The sequence below is a fragment of the Xanthomonas floridensis genome (assembly GCF_001642575.1).
GTDB lineage: Bacteria > Pseudomonadota > Gammaproteobacteria > Xanthomonadales > Xanthomonadaceae > Xanthomonas > Xanthomonas floridensis.
In genome coordinates this window covers 13,643-25,752 of the sequence record NZ_LXNG01000014.1, presented here as the reverse complement: position 1 = coordinate 25,752, position 12,110 = coordinate 13,643, and the positions used below count along the sequence as shown (strand labels likewise).

Genomic DNA, 12,110 nt, shown 5'->3' with positions numbered 1-12,110 from the left:
CGTCATATCGCCGGCCCGTGCGCGATCCCGGCGCGCAGCGCCTCGCTTCTCGACGAGGACCTGGCACGCCGGCAGCGGTCGGTATTTGGACCCCAGAAACGCGAAAACCCGGCGCTGGGCCGGGTTTCAGAGGGAACTTTTGACAGTTGCAGAATTAGGTCATTTGAGTGTGCAACATGTCAAGCCCCTTAACGCACTGCGTAGTGCGCTCTGTGAGCGTCGCTTTCAGCGCGGGCGGCTTCACCAACCGCCTTGAGAACTTGACTGTATAGCTGGGCCAATTCTTGTCCATTCCAAACCGTTGTACGGTTCGCGATGGCCGCGACCACGATATCGCGTGCAATTTCCTCGCTGCTGGCTGACATTTTCTTATCTCGCAATTACGCGGCGATCCTGCCGCCCATGAAGTCTATCCCGCGCTGCAGCTCCCGTCGGTACTGCCATACCGAAAAAGTGCCGCCGTACTGCTCTGCCACCATCCGCGCCTTGACGGCCTGGCTCGCCGCCACGGTGAACTCGGTGCGCACCACCATCACACGCAGCGGGAACTGCCTGCTCATTGACGCTAGCGCCCGGTCGATCCAACGAAGGTCGTCGGGGATACCGATATCGATGGCGACCTCCGGATTGTCGTGCGGCCGATCGGCGTCGTTTCGCGCGCGGATCGGGTCGACGGCCCATGCAGGGATCTCGCCCAGCCCTTTCAGTCCAGCCTGCTCTGCCATGAAGCGTCGGCGCTGGCGCCCGTCCCGCTCGACCAGCTCGCAGAACGCCTGCTCCACGGTCTTCGGCGCGTAATCCTTGGCGTTCTCCAACACATGCCGACTGCGGTCGGCGCGGCTGAGGGTATACCGGTTTGCGTGGGCATATCCCCAGCGGCGCAGCTCATTAAGCAGCGGATCCTCATTACGCCGCATGGCGAAATTCCTCCAACGTTTCATCATCCAGCCGGAACTGCGGCAGCCTGCCGTCGTCCTGGCACATCCCCATCTGCCGGCCCTCGTTGCCCTTGCAGTGGACGATCCCCAGCGTCCGATCCCGGCAGCTGCAGAAGGCGCATAGCCCGCGCTTGCGAACTGCTGCGGCGTATCGCTTCCGCAGCAGTTTTTCGTAATACGCCTCCGGCCGGCTCAGGTTGGTCGGGTTGAGCGTCATGCAGCGAGGGCTCCCGGCTGTTGCTTCTGCTCATGCCACAGCGCCAGCAGCAGCGCCTCGGCGCGGCCGTCGTCCTTCTTGCGCTGCAGCTGCGACGCGGCGGACGGAAACCGGCGGATCGCCAGCTGCCGCGAAGCGTCCTTGTCCTGACCGATCAGCCCAAAATGGCGCTTCCAGCTCTGCGGCTCGGCCAGACTGAAGGGGATGCCCATCACCTCGAGCACCGCCTTCGCCTTGGCGTAGCTCTCGCCAAAGTTCATCGACGACTGCGCGCCGGCCTGCCTGCCATCCTTCGGCGGCATCGCGCGCACCCGCTCCACGCAGCCGGCGAAAACGGCGCCGGGATGCTGGCTGCGGATCTCGCGGATGAAGACCGCAATCGCACGCGCATCCACTTCCTGCTTCTTGCCGACCGTCATCGTCGGCATGTCGAGGATCGGGCCGGCCTCACCATCGAGCAGCGCGGCCACGGCGCCGGACATGCCGGGGTCAATTCCGAACACCACGCGCAACGTCATCGTGCACCTGCCTTCAGCGCATAGGCCTGCTGCGCCCGCTCGCGTGTACTGGCGATCGCCTTCTTCTTGCCGGCGGCGACGCGCCGCTCCACCTCGGCAATCGTCTCGGCGCCGTCGCGGATTGCGTCCAGGCAGCGCGCATAAGCCGGATAGGCTCGCGAGAACTCGGCGGCGCTGGCAAAAACCTTGCCCTCGAACCGGATCGGCCTAGTCGTCATGCCGCCTTCCTCCGCTCTGCATCGGCTTCGTCCCAGCCCTCGCGCCACGCCTCGCGGAGCAGCGCACCCTCTTCGCCCATGGCGTACTTCGGTGAGTCGTCGCGCTTCTTGCTGGCCTGACGTGCGCGGTAGCCGGCGAGCCGGGCGTTCTCGTATTGCTGCTGATTCATGCTGCCCTCGTGATGTTGAGTAGTTGGTCCTGGTAGTCCTGCCACGCTTCAGTGCCGCGGCCGCCCAGGACATCGAACGTCCAGGCGCGGAACTCGCGGGCGTGGTGCTTGAAACTGGGACCGAAGACCTCGCGCATGCGGTCGCGGGTCATGCCGGGCATCTGGTCGCCGTCGTGGTGCCAGGCGCCGAGCGCGACGACTGCGTGCTGGCCGATCTGCTTCTGGCCGTGCAGGTCGCCGAGGTTGCGGTGGTGAATCTGGGTGTGGCCGCACAGGATGGCGCGCTGCAGGCCGGCGGCGATGCGCCAGCGGCAGACGACGCAGCCGAGTGCGCGTGCGGCATCCTGGTAGGCCTGCTCTGCCCTGTTGGCGGTTCTGATGGCGCGGCGCATCAGCTTTGAACCCTTGCGCTTGCCTGCCTGCCAGCCGCGCGGCACGATGCAGATCCAAGCCTAAAAGGACTGCCATGGCCGACCCAACCTACTGCCCCTGGATCCTCGGCGCACCGTGCATGAAGCCGGAGGTGTGGGCGGCATGGTGGCAAGCAGCGGGCTCGGTCCTGGCCATATTCGTGGCGGTTTGGATCCCTGCAAGCATCGCCAAGAAGGAGCGGCGTCGGATCGAAAGAGAGAACGCCTACCGTGCCAGCAGTCTGGCGTTCGTCTTGGAACCAGCGTTGGAAAATCTCCGAGGAACTCTTTCCCAAGCGGCAGGGCAGTGGCAAGAGTCGCCTGTCAGGTTCGTCCAAGGTGAAGGAGTGGCCTTGGTTCTTCCTGACGCACTGACCGAGCGTCTCGTCGACCTTCACATTCTGGGCGAGGCCGCACGACCAATTCACATCGCCATAGTCGCCACAAACAGGCTTATCGACGCTGTAAACACGCAAGATGCCCATTGGCGGTACGGCGGGGAGTATGTCGACGAGCACGGCAAGGCGTACCCGATTCCAGAGCCCGTCCCAAGCGTTGAAGAGCATCTCGATGCAGCGAGAGATGCGGCGGCACGTGCTATTTCCAAGCTTCGGGAAGTCCATGGTGTCTGAGGGGGCGGCCATCAGGCGGCCCTCCTTTGCTCACCCGCCATCAGCAGATACTCGGCGCGCAGCATGTCCGTCAGTCCAGGCAGGTACCGCTTGTCGATGTGATCGCAGATGCCGCGGAAGAACTCTCCGAATTCACCCTCGTCCATCTCGTCGAATGCGATGGAGCGCGGCTGCGCGACAGACGCCTTGCCCAGCGGCCCCAGGTCGATCTCGAACGGCTCGCAGAACACGCCCGCCTCTGTCTGCACACGCTTGATCGCGTCATGCGCGGTCAGCGTCTCAAAGCCCTCGATGCCGTCCACCAGCAGATGCCCGAGCGCATGCACCATGCGATGGAATGCCGGGTTACGCGGCTGCTTCAACTCCGCGCGGATCTCGCGGCCGACGTTGAAGCGGCGCTCACGCAGCAGCCGGCTATCGATCTGGTTGGCCGGCACCAGCGCGCCGACCAGCTCACCGGTATCGGGGTCGATCAGCTTGCGCACCACCAGGTAGATCGGGCGCGCAGCGCGTTTGGCCCGCACCTTCTTTGCAGCTTTGGTCATGGTCATGCGTCAACGTCCTTGCGCGGCGTGCGCGGCTTGAGGTTGCGGAAGCCGCGCGAGCGCGGGACCGGCTTGCCGTCGTCACTTTCGATCGGCGCCGGCTCCCAGTACTCGGGCAGGTTCTGGAACTTGAAGCGCTCCGGCATGTAGAGCACGCGCACCTCGCCAGGCGGTCCACTGCGCTGTAGCGGAACCAGCAGCTCGGCCGTGCCCTTCCAGCGGCTATCGCGGTGGTACACCTCGTCGCGGTAGATGAAGATCACCGCATCGGCGTCCTGCTCGATCGATCCGGAGTCGCGCAGATCCGCAGGCTGCGGGCGCTTGTCCGGGCGGTCCTCCAACTTGCGATTGAGCTGCGATAGCAACAGCACCGGCACGCCCAGCTCACCGGCGAGCAGCTTCAGGCCGCGGCTGATGTCGCCCACGCCATTGGCGCGGTTGTCGCCCTGGATCTCCATCAGCTGCAGGTAGTCGATGACGATCAGGCCCAGCGGCTTGCGGGCGTGCTGCCGGCGTGCCTGCGAGCTGACGTGCTCGACGCGGGCGCGGCGCGGGCGGCTGACGAAGATCTCTGCCGCCCGCAGCTTGCGCATGGCCGCCGTGACGTTCGTCCAGTCGATGTCGTCCAGGTCACCGGAGCGGATCCGGTTGCCGTCGATGCCGCCGACCGACGCCAGCATGCGGTCGCCCAGTTCCTCGGCCTGCATCTCGAAACTGAAGACCGCGACAGCTTTGCGCAGATGCAGCGCGACGTGCTCGGCGATGTTCTGCGCCAGCGTGGTTTTTCCCATCTTCGGGCGCGCCGCCAGCACGTACAGGCCGCCCGGCTTCAGGCCGCCCAGCAACGTGTCGAGCTCGTCGATGCTGGTGGTAATGCCATGGATTCCGCCCCCGTCGCGTGAGCGTTCGCCCAGGCGTTCGAACACGCGATCCATCACCGGCGCGACGGATTCCAACTCGCACGGCTGGCTGTCCATCAGCGAACCGATGCGCGACTGCGCGCTGCCAATCAGCTCGATGCTGCTCTGGCCTTCTGGGTTGAAACCGGCATTGGCGATGTCGGTACCGACCTCGATCAGGCGACGCAACCGCGCCTTGTCCGCAACGATCTCCGCATACGCGCGGATGTTCGCCGCCGACGGCGTGGTACTCGACAGCTCGATTAGGTAAGCGCCATCGCCCACCTGCTCCAGCAAGCCCTGCGCCTCGAACCAATCGCCCATCGTGACCACGTCGAATGGACGGCGCGGCTGTGCGATGGCCATCTCGCGGATGGCTCGGAAAATCAGCATGTGGTCGCGGCGGTAGAAGTCGCCTTCTTCGACCAGGTCGGCAATGTCGTCCCAAGCGCGGTTGACCAGCATCAGGCCACCAAGAACCGCCTGTTCGGCTTCAACGCTATGCGGCGGCACGCGTAGGTGCTGGAGCTGATCGGCGCGGTCGCCGCGCTCTGCGCCGTATTCGGCGGCCATGCGCTCGATGTCGTCGTGCATGCTCATGCAGCCACCTGCCCTGCTTGCGCCTCAGCGTCGCGCACACGGCGGTACTGCTCGCCGATAGTGGTCAGCGTGTAGCCGGTCGCCGGATGCAGGAACCAGATCTTCTGCCAGTTGCCGCGCACCGCGTTTCGGAAGACTGCACGCCAGTCGGCATAGCGCTTGGGGTCTCCGCTGTAGCGGTCCGCGAACGACAACCACGCCAGCTCGATGAACTCCTCGGGGATTGCTGCTTTTTCCGCCCAGGCGAAAACCGGGTCGTTAGCACGGATCGCATCCTCGTCGCCAAGCGAGGTGTTCCAGCTGTCGAAGGTCTGCATGCGCGGCCTCGGCGGAGCACTGGCGGATGCTTCGCTCTTGTTGCTTATTGGTTCTTTACGGTTAGACCGCAGCTGCTGCGGGGGTGACTGCGGCATTTGCGGTGGTTTGTGCAAATTTTGCGGGGGTTCCACCGCAGCTGCTGCGGGGGTGCAGCCACTGCGGGGGTGCAGCTGCTGCGGGGGTTGATAGGCGTCCGGAGTGATGACATACCGTGTGTGCCGACCGTTAGCGCGGTCAGCGGTGACCAGACCGACAGACTCCAACCAGCGGATAGCGCCGTGCACTGTCCGCTCGCTCAGACAGGTGCGATCGCAGATGGTCGGAATCGACGGCCAGCAGTGGCCCTGGTCGTTGGCGTTGTCGGCGAGCGACACCAACACCGCTTTGGGCGATGGCGGCATCTGCATCGGCCAGCACTGGGACATGATCAGGGTGCTCATGCCAAACGCCCTGCCCGCTCCATGCGCTTCACCTGGCCGGAGCTGCGGCTTTCGCATTCGCGCTTCATGTCCAGCCAATAGGCGCGCGCCAGATTCGGCTTGCCCGTCACGGTTGCCGCGCGCATGGCAGAGGCGATGCGACGGATGCGCCGCTCCCGGCGCCAGTCTTCGATCAGCTGCAAGATCATGCCGCCGCCCTCGCCCGATCCACGGCTGCACTGGCATGCCGGGCAATCTGCGCTGCAATCGCCTGTAGGTCGCCGCAGATTCCGCCGATGGCCAGTGCTTCATTTGCGGTGATGCGGCCGTCATCCAATGCGTCGCCAATGATCTGGCACAGCTTCCCCTTGATCTCGCCGGCATCGATCAGCGCGGCGACGAGCGAACCTGCTTCGGGAACATCAGTCGGCACGACCGTGTAGCCGTGCTCAGCGGCTAGGGCATGCAGGATGCGGTGGTCGCCCGTCAGCCCCATGATCTCGCTGGCCTCGGTCAAGGTCAGGTGGTGCGTGCGGGTATTGGGATTGACCTTGCTACGCAGAACGGCAGCAGACATCGGCTTCTCTTCGCCGCGGTCATTGGTAGAGAGGAGGCGTGTGGCCAGGGCCACGCTGCCACCGGGATAGTCGAGAACGGTTTTGTGTGCTGCGTCGGCGATGTGCATCGGGCTGGGTACCTGAACGTAATATTTGGCGACCGCCCTGGCCAAGATGTGCGCCATGGACGCACTACAGAGACGGCTCAGAGCAGCGAGGAAACGGGCCCCAAACGTCACGACGATCGTGCGTGTGGGCGGCAACGTGTTTGGGCTTCGATGGGTCGACGGCCGGATGGTCGTCAGGCTGTTACGGAAGGGCTGAGACATGGTCAGGAGAGGCGTCGCCCCCCTTGCGGTAGGCTGCTGTTTCCACACGAACAGCCCACAAGGAGGGCGACATGGACAAGAGCCGAATAAAGTTCGACGCATCTTTCGAGGACAAGGCGCATCTGCGGGCCCTGAGCGCGCTGGTGGGCGCGTTGATCGCTACGCACCCCGACAAGGACAAGGTGCTGGCCGCCGCAGAGCAATTCGTGGAGACCGAGGAAGCGGCCTTCGCAGAGATAGCCCGCAACGATCCGCGGGTGCACACAGGCGACACGCACTTCATTGCGCAGCAATTCGCAACGCGTGTCAGGGAGAGGATCGCAGCGATCATTGCTGGCCGCTCTCGCTAGTCGTCTGCGCCAGTTGCTCAAGGATCTTCAGCGCCCGCCGTTGGCGGCGGGTGCGCCAGCGCTGCACGGAGAAGAGCAGCAACGCCGTCACCCATGCAATGGTGGAGGCGACACCGCAGGCCGCGCCGGCAATTAGGAACCAGTTCGGGGCGACGGCCATCTACTTGTCCTCCGGCTGCTGGATGCGAACGCCATCAGGCCCGACGACGAATGGCCCGTTGTCGCAGGAGACGCCAAAGCCGCAGACGCTGATCCTGCCTGTGCAGTCCCGGATGGTTTGGAGGCTGTACGCCGCGATGGGCACTTGGCCGTTGAATCGATACGACGCGGCCGTGGCTTCTGCCGCCGTCGGCTTATTGAGCCAGTCGCGCAGCCACAGCCGAGGATTCAAGCGGTCAGGCAGCATCGGCCACCTCCCCGTCGGGGTTGGCTGGCGGCCAGATGTCGGGCCGCAGTTCGGTCAGAGAGACGGCTCCCTGGCTCTGAACGTGCAGCTGGCGTACCAGGCCGCCATCGAAGCGCTGGCCTTTGCTCATCGCCTTGCGGAGATAGCCAATGGAAGTGCCAGCGCGAACGGCGTAGTCGGCCTGCTCGGCTGGGGTCAAGGTCGTGAGGTAGCTGCGCAGAGTGTCCATGCGCCGAATATTACTCTTTGGTAATTTACAGTCAATACCTTTTGGTCAATTACCGATAGGTAAGGGAAAATCGGTCATGACCTCTACAGACCCCACCATCGTTGCGCTGCGTCGCGCTCGTCTGCGCGCTTGGATCGATGATCGCCATGCTGGCGTGCAGGCATCCTTCGTGGCCGCTGTCGGCATTAATCAAGGGGAGCTGTCCGGCCTGCTGAATGGCAAGAAGTCATTCGGGGAGAAAAAAGCCAGATCGCTGGAGCAGGCTTCAGGCATGCCGAGTGGCTATCTGGACAATGACTCAGCAGCAACCGCTGCGACCTCGACTGTCTTATCTGCTGAGACCCCTCAGGGATACCTTCGCCTTCAGCTTTTCGAGGGAGCAGCAGGGATGGGGCAAGGCGTGGTGAACCAAGATTTTCCCGAGGTTATGAAGGTCATGGAGGTGGCCGAATGGGAGGTCCGCCGAAAGCTCGGCTTTCTCCCAAAACCGGGGCGAATCCAAATCATCACTGGGCGTGGCCCCTCAATGCGCCCCAAGATTGAAGATGGCGACATCGTATGGATCGACACGTCCATCGACTACTTCGACGGCGACGACTATTACTTGATCAGCTACGACGGTGAGACACAGATCAAGATGCTGCAAAAAAGAAGCGATGGCCTCTATGTAGTCAGCGCGAACCCAGAATTCAAAGAGTGGCGCTGCGATCCCACGGATCTCGCAGTTCGCGGCAAGGCTCTCGTCCACGCTGGATTCCGTAGGTTCTAACTGGCCTACCCGGGGATCGCTGTCTTGCTACCATTGACCGGTGCTCAACGGATCCCTTCCGCAGTCGTCCACATAAGATGGGAAATGCATGAAGATTGGTCTGATCGCGATCAGCGCACTTGCAGTTGCTTTGCTGTCCGGTTGCCTCCAACCGACGAAGCAACCACGGGCAGATCAGATAGTAGATGTGTCTGCTGATCGGTTATTTGACTTTGGCGCCCAGGCAGATCCTACGGGTTCGATTTCTGTTGTCCGCGACATTGGCATGGTCGGATCCGGCTGTCTCTTGGGGCTTTACATAGATGGCAAGCCTGCTGCGCACCTCAACTCTGGCGAGCGCGCAACCATAGCCTTGAGCGTAGGGCGGCACGTTATTACTTCTCGATCGGTTGGCGGCAGGGGTCTTTGCGGTGTCAATAGCGAAGAGCGCCAGGTCGCGCGCAGCCACAGCCTTGAGATCGTGGTCGATCCAGGGCAATCCCGCTCCTACCGCATCCACACAGTGCTCGAAGGTGAGTCCAGTATCGAGCCGGCTCTGTAAGAGTCAGCTTGGACCTATCGCGACAGCCAATTCCGCTTGGCCAAAATAATTACCATCTGGTATTGACAGATGATTACCGTTTGGTAATCTACGTCCATCGCAACGAACTACCCGGATCCCGCCGGGGACGTGCGACGGAGAACGTAGATGTACGACCAGCCCCTACTTGTCGGAACCTCAGTGGCGATCGCCATCGCCGCGCTGGCGGGACTCGGAACGCGCCTGATCAGGAAGCGCGTTTCGGCGCTCGATGCTGAAGCCTTGATGTGCCGCCCCGTTGGGGACGATTACGCACTGCAGCTCATCCTTGCGGTCAAGCAGCTCCCGGAAGCGCAGGCTGTAGACGCGCTCATCCGCCGTGGTGAGTTGGACAGTGTGGGCGCCAGCATCCAGTGGTTCGTTCAGCGCCTCGGGGTGGATGCGGAAAGAAAGTTTGGTGCCTTTTTCGACCACGGCGCCAGCGAACTGCTGCCCGTGTTCGACCCTCAGGCGATGGGCTTGGCCCTTCCCATCCCGGCCAGCTATCAGGCTTATGTCTGCGATGGTTACCGCTACACCGCCACGGTTTACGACCTTGATGATAAGGCGGGTCGGCTTGTCATGGACTGGCTCGAACTGCACGCCGATCCGGATGCTGCGAGCACCTCGCACGTAGTTGATGACCAAGTTGGCAACGGCGACCACGCAGCCGATTACCGCACCCGCGAAAGTGATCCATTGAGCCCAAATGGGCATAGCGCTTCCTCCATTGGCGCGAATTTGCTTACAGATCATAGCGGCCAGTCCGCCCAGCGTGGGGAGGCTTGAGCCATGGCAAATCGCCACCCGTACCACCCGCAGTGCGGCTGCGCGACCTGCAGCCGGCATGAGCTGTCGGACGAGCGCGCCGACGTCCTGGCCGGTGCCCTGCACCGCTCTGGCTTCGTTCTGAGCGAAGCGCTGGGCGAGCTGACGACCGAGCAGCTGGCTCTGATTGCCGGCCACCTCGCGGACGGCAACGACACCGGCGCGGCAGAGATCCTGCGCAACGCCATCGGCGACTACCTGTCGCAGCTGATCAGCGGCCGCATGGACGACGTGGACTGCTCGCGGATCGAGGCGGTGCAGCACTACCTGGTGGTGTACGAAGCCAAGCCGGCGCCGGTGGCCGAAATGCCGTGGCGGGTGGCCGCATGAGCGCCGTCATCCCCTTCCCTGTTTCTGCCCGCGGCGCCGACCTGGTCCGCGCCATAGCCACGGAGCGCGGCTACGGCCCGGTGGTCGCCGGTCAGCTGGCCCGTACCTTCCGACCCGACAACGTGCGCCCTTTGCGGGTGCAGGCATCGCAGCACGTGCGCGAGCCTGACGAGTCGGCAACCGCGTTCGGCGACGGCCCGGAGGCTGCGTGATGGACAAGATGGAAGAGAAAGAATTTCAGCGCCACATGCTGCGCGAGGACGTGCCGTTCGCGCTGATCTGCATGCTTGTGGGCGCTGTGCTGACGCTGCTGGCCCAGGCGGTATTCCTGTGACCGGCCGCCACTACTACCGCTTTTTGTTCCTTGGCGAGTCGATTCTGTTTCTGGCCGCGCTGGCGATCTTTGCCTACGAACGGAACGCGCACGAGATCTCCTCCGCTCTGCTGGTTATTGCCTTCGTGCTGTCGCTGCACGTGCCGGAGAGCTTGCGTAACGCCCGAGCCCGAGCCCGTGCACACCGTGCCCAGCCCAAGCCGGCCACCGACATCACCCCTGATTTTCCCGAACAGCCGCGCCGCGGCGTCCGTTGATCCCCGCCGGCGCGCCGGCACCACCCGACGAGGTTCCAATGTTCCAACTCGATAAACACGAGGCGTCCATCGCCAACGTCAATCAGCGCATCCAGCGCCATGGCGAGGAGCGCCAGCTCGCCGCCGACATCAAGTTCGTCTTGAGTGTCAGCAACGAAGCGCTCGATTCGTTCGACTCCACCCTGCGCCACGACCTGTTCCGCAAACCGGCCAAGGGCGAGCAGCAGGATCTGCCGCAGATCGGCGGCGACGGCCTGACCGCGGTGAAGCATCCGGCGCTGGAGCCGTTGAAGCTGAGCCACGAGTTCACCGGCTACGAGATGCACCTGGCCGGCCTGCTCGAAACTGCCGATCCGATCATCTTGGTTGACGTGAAGCTCAAGCGCTTCGTGATCGAGCCGAAGGAAGGCGGCAGCCTGGCCATGTCGTTCACTGCATCGGCCGAAGTCGAGCCGCAGGAACTGGCCGAGCTGTCGGAAGCGCTGATCCGCGAAGACGTGCTGCTGACGCTCCTCGCTCCCAAGCGTGGCGCTGCGGTCGTCGAGGATCTGACCGAGGGCGGCGACACGCTTGATGCGCAGGACAACGCAGCTGCTGCTGCCGAAGCCGCGAGCTTGATCGACGCCGGCAAGAAGGCCGCCGCATGAACGCGCCCGTCCGCATCCCGCTGATCGACGTGGAGAGCCGCCAAATCGCGGCAATCGGCCACGACGCCGCCACACAGACGCTCGCCGTGCGCTTCAAGAACTGGAAGGGCGAGAACACCTCGCTCTACCACTACGACAACGTCACCGCCGAGGACTACGCCGCGCTGCAGGCGGCCGAGTCGAAGGGTGGCCACTTCAACAAGGTGATCAAGGCCGACCCGGTGCGCTGGCCCTACCGCAAGGTCGAAGACCGCCCGCTGTCCGACGCGGCCTGATCCCGAACCCTGATCCGTGGCAGGTGTCCACGGACGCGATCGCACCGCGCATTGACTCTCGAAGGTCAGACGTTAAAGGCAGGAAGGGAACCGCCCGCACCGCCGATACGTGCGCAAGAAGGAGCGGGAGGCGAAAGCCTATGCAGCCGGGAAAGACTGGCCCCAGCGAAAGCTCATGGGTGAACGAGTGGCGCGGATGCAACACCGCTGACCGCCGGGAAAGACCGGCCTCTATCCATAGCGGAGTGGCTTGCGATCAACGAGCGTTCCTGTCTGTCGTATCGAAGACCAGGCCGCTCCGCTATGGAGGGAACGCGCAGTGGTGATGCGCGAATGCCTAGGCAACTGGGAGCGCC

24 protein-coding genes and 1 pseudogene are annotated in these 12,110 nt (G+C 63.7%); 11 read left to right on the top strand and 14 right to left on the bottom strand.

Features of this window, described 5'->3' with window-relative positions; genetic code table 11:
• Positions 1-380 precede the first annotated feature (380 nt).
• From A7D17_RS09440 to A7D17_RS09420, 6 genes are read right to left on the bottom strand one after another with little or no spacing between them, the layout of a single operon-like run.
• Complete coding sequence (locus A7D17_RS09440; RefSeq protein ID WP_064508841.1) at positions 381-917, bottom strand: hypothetical protein; 537 nt, start codon at positions 915-917, stop codon at positions 381-383.
• On the bottom strand, positions 907-1,155 hold the full coding sequence (locus A7D17_RS09435; RefSeq protein ID WP_064508840.1) for a hypothetical protein: 249 nt from the start codon (positions 1,153-1,155) through the stop codon (positions 907-909). Before A7D17_RS09435 ends, A7D17_RS09440 begins: the two co-directional genes overlap by 11 nt.
• On the bottom strand, positions 1,152-1,673 hold the full coding sequence (locus A7D17_RS09430; RefSeq protein ID WP_064508839.1) for a RuvC family protein: 522 nt from the start codon (positions 1,671-1,673) through the stop codon (positions 1,152-1,154). The genes A7D17_RS09435 and A7D17_RS09430 overlap by 4 nt, the downstream gene beginning before the upstream one ends.
• Complete coding sequence (locus A7D17_RS09425) at positions 1,670-1,891, bottom strand: hypothetical protein (protein ID WP_064508838.1); 222 nt, start codon at positions 1,889-1,891, stop codon at positions 1,670-1,672. The genes A7D17_RS09430 and A7D17_RS09425 overlap by 4 nt, the downstream gene beginning before the upstream one ends.
• Complete coding sequence (locus A7D17_RS24580; RefSeq protein ID WP_162841727.1) at positions 1,888-2,061, bottom strand: hypothetical protein; 174 nt, start codon at positions 2,059-2,061, stop codon at positions 1,888-1,890. The genes A7D17_RS09425 and A7D17_RS24580 overlap by 4 nt, the downstream gene beginning before the upstream one ends.
• On the bottom strand, positions 2,058-2,498 hold the full coding sequence (locus tag A7D17_RS09420; RefSeq protein ID WP_064508837.1) for a hypothetical protein: 441 nt from the start codon (positions 2,496-2,498) through the stop codon (positions 2,058-2,060). Before A7D17_RS09420 ends, A7D17_RS24580 begins: the two co-directional genes overlap by 4 nt.
• A 29-nt stretch (positions 2,499-2,527) precedes the next feature.
• On the opposite strand from A7D17_RS09420, the gene A7D17_RS09415 reads away from it, so the two are divergent.
• On the top strand, positions 2,528-3,103 hold the full coding sequence (locus tag A7D17_RS09415) for a hypothetical protein (RefSeq protein WP_064508836.1): 576 nt from the start codon (positions 2,528-2,530) through the stop codon (positions 3,101-3,103).
• 11 nt (positions 3,104-3,114) lie between these two features.
• On the opposite strand, the gene A7D17_RS09410 is transcribed toward A7D17_RS09415, so the two are convergent.
• The 5 genes and pseudogenes from A7D17_RS09410 to A7D17_RS09390 all read right to left on the bottom strand — a co-directional run bounded on the left by A7D17_RS09410 (position 3,115) and on the right by A7D17_RS09390 (position 6,569).
• On the bottom strand, positions 3,115-3,588 hold the full coding sequence (locus A7D17_RS09410) for a DUF1367 family protein (RefSeq protein ID WP_239692162.1): 474 nt from the start codon (positions 3,586-3,588) through the stop codon (positions 3,115-3,117).
• Between the two features lie 176 nt (positions 3,589-3,764).
• A pseudogene (gene dnaB, locus A7D17_RS09405) lies at positions 3,765-5,120 on the bottom strand (replicative DNA helicase); the annotation flags it as partial.
• A 23-nt stretch (positions 5,121-5,143) separates the two neighbouring features.
• Positions 5,144-5,905, bottom strand: coding sequence for a helix-turn-helix domain-containing protein (locus A7D17_RS22760; protein ID WP_082861844.1), 762 nt, complete (start codon positions 5,903-5,905; stop codon positions 5,144-5,146).
• The gene (locus tag A7D17_RS09395; protein ID WP_064508832.1) at positions 5,902-6,093 is read right to left on the bottom strand and encodes a hypothetical protein; all 192 of its coding nucleotides are present in this window, start codon (positions 6,091-6,093) and stop codon (positions 5,902-5,904) included. Before A7D17_RS09395 ends, A7D17_RS22760 begins: the two co-directional genes overlap by 4 nt.
• Positions 6,090-6,569: a phage regulatory CII family protein gene (locus tag A7D17_RS09390; RefSeq protein ID WP_064508916.1), complete on the bottom strand. Its 480-nt coding sequence runs from the start codon at positions 6,567-6,569 to the stop codon at positions 6,090-6,092. The genes A7D17_RS09395 and A7D17_RS09390 overlap by 4 nt, the downstream gene beginning before the upstream one ends.
• Positions 6,570-6,841: 272 nt before the next feature.
• Here A7D17_RS09390 and A7D17_RS09385 point away from each other — a divergent pair, with 272 nt between their 5' ends.
• The gene (locus A7D17_RS09385; protein ID WP_064508831.1) at positions 6,842-7,120 is read left to right on the top strand and encodes a hypothetical protein; all 279 of its coding nucleotides are present in this window, start codon (positions 6,842-6,844) and stop codon (positions 7,118-7,120) included.
• Here the strand turns inward: A7D17_RS09385 and A7D17_RS09380 are convergent.
• Genes A7D17_RS09380 through A7D17_RS09370 form a run of 3 tightly spaced genes read right to left on the bottom strand, consistent with a single transcriptional unit; the run spans position 7,098 to position 7,755 of the window.
• On the bottom strand, positions 7,098-7,280 hold the full coding sequence (locus A7D17_RS09380) for a hypothetical protein (protein ID WP_064508830.1): 183 nt from the start codon (positions 7,278-7,280) through the stop codon (positions 7,098-7,100). The genes A7D17_RS09385 and A7D17_RS09380 overlap by 23 nt on opposite strands.
• Entirely contained in the window at positions 7,281-7,526 is a 246-nt protein-coding gene (locus tag A7D17_RS09375) for a hypothetical protein (RefSeq protein ID WP_064508829.1), read from the bottom strand.
• A complete protein-coding gene (locus tag A7D17_RS09370; protein WP_064508828.1) occupies positions 7,516-7,755 on the bottom strand; it encodes a hypothetical protein in 240 nt (79 codons plus the stop codon). The genes A7D17_RS09375 and A7D17_RS09370 overlap by 11 nt, the downstream gene beginning before the upstream one ends.
• 76 nt (positions 7,756-7,831) lie before the next feature.
• On the opposite strand from A7D17_RS09370, the gene A7D17_RS09365 reads away from it, so the two are divergent.
• The 9 genes from A7D17_RS09365 to A7D17_RS09330 all read left to right on the top strand — a co-directional run bounded on the left by A7D17_RS09365 (position 7,832) and on the right by A7D17_RS09330 (position 11,754).
• The gene (locus tag A7D17_RS09365; RefSeq protein WP_064508827.1) at positions 7,832-8,524 is read left to right on the top strand and encodes a S24 family peptidase; all 693 of its coding nucleotides are present in this window, start codon (positions 7,832-7,834) and stop codon (positions 8,522-8,524) included.
• Between the two features lie 88 nt (positions 8,525-8,612).
• The gene (locus A7D17_RS23630; RefSeq protein ID WP_064508826.1) at positions 8,613-9,065 is read left to right on the top strand and encodes a hypothetical protein; all 453 of its coding nucleotides are present in this window, start codon (positions 8,613-8,615) and stop codon (positions 9,063-9,065) included.
• Between the two features lie 147 nt (positions 9,066-9,212).
• Complete coding sequence (locus A7D17_RS09355) at positions 9,213-9,872, top strand: hypothetical protein (RefSeq protein ID WP_064508825.1); 660 nt, start codon at positions 9,213-9,215, stop codon at positions 9,870-9,872.
• Positions 9,873-9,875: 3 nt separating this feature from the next.
• Positions 9,876-10,241, top strand: a complete 366-nt coding sequence (locus A7D17_RS09350) for a hypothetical protein (RefSeq protein ID WP_064508824.1) — start codon at positions 9,876-9,878, stop codon at positions 10,239-10,241.
• Positions 10,238-10,453, top strand: coding sequence for a hypothetical protein (locus A7D17_RS09345; RefSeq protein ID WP_064508823.1), 216 nt, complete (start codon positions 10,238-10,240; stop codon positions 10,451-10,453). The genes A7D17_RS09350 and A7D17_RS09345 overlap by 4 nt, the downstream gene beginning before the upstream one ends.
• A complete protein-coding gene (locus A7D17_RS25025; protein WP_275655079.1) occupies positions 10,453-10,575 on the top strand; it encodes a hypothetical protein in 123 nt (40 codons plus the stop codon). The genes A7D17_RS09345 and A7D17_RS25025 overlap by 1 nt, the downstream gene beginning before the upstream one ends.
• Complete coding sequence (locus A7D17_RS09340; RefSeq protein WP_064508822.1) at positions 10,572-10,832, top strand: hypothetical protein; 261 nt, start codon at positions 10,572-10,574, stop codon at positions 10,830-10,832. The genes A7D17_RS25025 and A7D17_RS09340 overlap by 4 nt, the downstream gene beginning before the upstream one ends.
• Before the next feature lie 38 nt (positions 10,833-10,870).
• Positions 10,871-11,479: a hypothetical protein gene (locus tag A7D17_RS09335; protein WP_064508821.1), complete on the top strand. Its 609-nt coding sequence runs from the start codon at positions 10,871-10,873 to the stop codon at positions 11,477-11,479.
• Positions 11,476-11,754, top strand: coding sequence for a KTSC domain-containing protein (locus A7D17_RS09330; protein WP_064508820.1), 279 nt, complete (start codon positions 11,476-11,478; stop codon positions 11,752-11,754). Before A7D17_RS09335 ends, A7D17_RS09330 begins: the two co-directional genes overlap by 4 nt.
• The last annotated feature ends 356 nt before the right edge of the window (positions 11,755-12,110 follow it).

What these genes read in the sequence shown, in the direction of transcription:
- A7D17_RS23630 (WP_064508826.1), top strand. Translation starts at nt 8,613, where the DNA reads ATGAAGATTGGTCTGATCGCGATCAGCGCACTTGCAGTTGCTTTGCTG.
- A7D17_RS09395 (WP_064508832.1), bottom strand. Translation starts at nt 6,093, where the DNA reads ATGATCTTGCAGCTGATCGAAGACTGGCGCCGGGAGCGGCGCATCCGT.
- A7D17_RS09330 (WP_064508820.1), top strand. Translation starts at nt 11,476, where the DNA reads ATGAACGCGCCCGTCCGCATCCCGCTGATCGACGTGGAGAGCCGCCAA.
- A7D17_RS24580 (WP_162841727.1), bottom strand. Translation starts at nt 2,061, where the DNA reads ATGAATCAGCAGCAATACGAGAACGCCCGGCTCGCCGGCTACCGCGCA.
- A7D17_RS09390 (WP_064508916.1), bottom strand. Translation starts at nt 6,569, where the DNA reads ATGCACATCGCCGACGCAGCACACAAAACCGTTCTCGACTATCCCGGT.
- A7D17_RS09375 (WP_064508829.1), bottom strand. Translation starts at nt 7,526, where the DNA reads ATGCTGCCTGACCGCTTGAATCCTCGGCTGTGGCTGCGCGACTGGCTC.
- A7D17_RS09415 (WP_064508836.1), top strand. Translation starts at nt 2,528, where the DNA reads ATGGCCGACCCAACCTACTGCCCCTGGATCCTCGGCGCACCGTGCATG.
- A7D17_RS09365 (WP_064508827.1), top strand. Translation starts at nt 7,832, where the DNA reads ATGACCTCTACAGACCCCACCATCGTTGCGCTGCGTCGCGCTCGTCTG.
- A7D17_RS09430 (WP_064508839.1), bottom strand. Translation starts at nt 1,673, where the DNA reads ATGACGTTGCGCGTGGTGTTCGGAATTGACCCCGGCATGTCCGGCGCC.
- A7D17_RS22760 (WP_082861844.1), bottom strand. Translation starts at nt 5,905, where the DNA reads ATGAGCACCCTGATCATGTCCCAGTGCTGGCCGATGCAGATGCCGCCA.
- A7D17_RS09440 (WP_064508841.1), bottom strand. Translation starts at nt 917, where the DNA reads ATGCGGCGTAATGAGGATCCGCTGCTTAATGAGCTGCGCCGCTGGGGA.
- A7D17_RS09435 (WP_064508840.1), bottom strand. Translation starts at nt 1,155, where the DNA reads ATGACGCTCAACCCGACCAACCTGAGCCGGCCGGAGGCGTATTACGAA.
- A7D17_RS09380 (WP_064508830.1), bottom strand. Translation starts at nt 7,280, where the DNA reads ATGGCCGTCGCCCCGAACTGGTTCCTAATTGCCGGCGCGGCCTGCGGT.
- A7D17_RS09335 (WP_064508821.1), top strand. Translation starts at nt 10,871, where the DNA reads ATGTTCCAACTCGATAAACACGAGGCGTCCATCGCCAACGTCAATCAG.
- A7D17_RS09370 (WP_064508828.1), bottom strand. Translation starts at nt 7,755, where the DNA reads ATGGACACTCTGCGCAGCTACCTCACGACCTTGACCCCAGCCGAGCAG.
- A7D17_RS09425 (WP_064508838.1), bottom strand. Translation starts at nt 1,891, where the DNA reads ATGACGACTAGGCCGATCCGGTTCGAGGGCAAGGTTTTTGCCAGCGCC.
- A7D17_RS25025 (WP_275655079.1), top strand. Translation starts at nt 10,453, where the DNA reads ATGGACAAGATGGAAGAGAAAGAATTTCAGCGCCACATGCTGCGCGAG.
- A7D17_RS09355 (WP_064508825.1), top strand. Translation starts at nt 9,213, where the DNA reads ATGTACGACCAGCCCCTACTTGTCGGAACCTCAGTGGCGATCGCCATC.
- A7D17_RS09345 (WP_064508823.1), top strand. Translation starts at nt 10,238, where the DNA reads ATGAGCGCCGTCATCCCCTTCCCTGTTTCTGCCCGCGGCGCCGACCTG.
- A7D17_RS09350 (WP_064508824.1), top strand. Translation starts at nt 9,876, where the DNA reads ATGGCAAATCGCCACCCGTACCACCCGCAGTGCGGCTGCGCGACCTGC.
- A7D17_RS09385 (WP_064508831.1), top strand. Translation starts at nt 6,842, where the DNA reads ATGGACAAGAGCCGAATAAAGTTCGACGCATCTTTCGAGGACAAGGCG.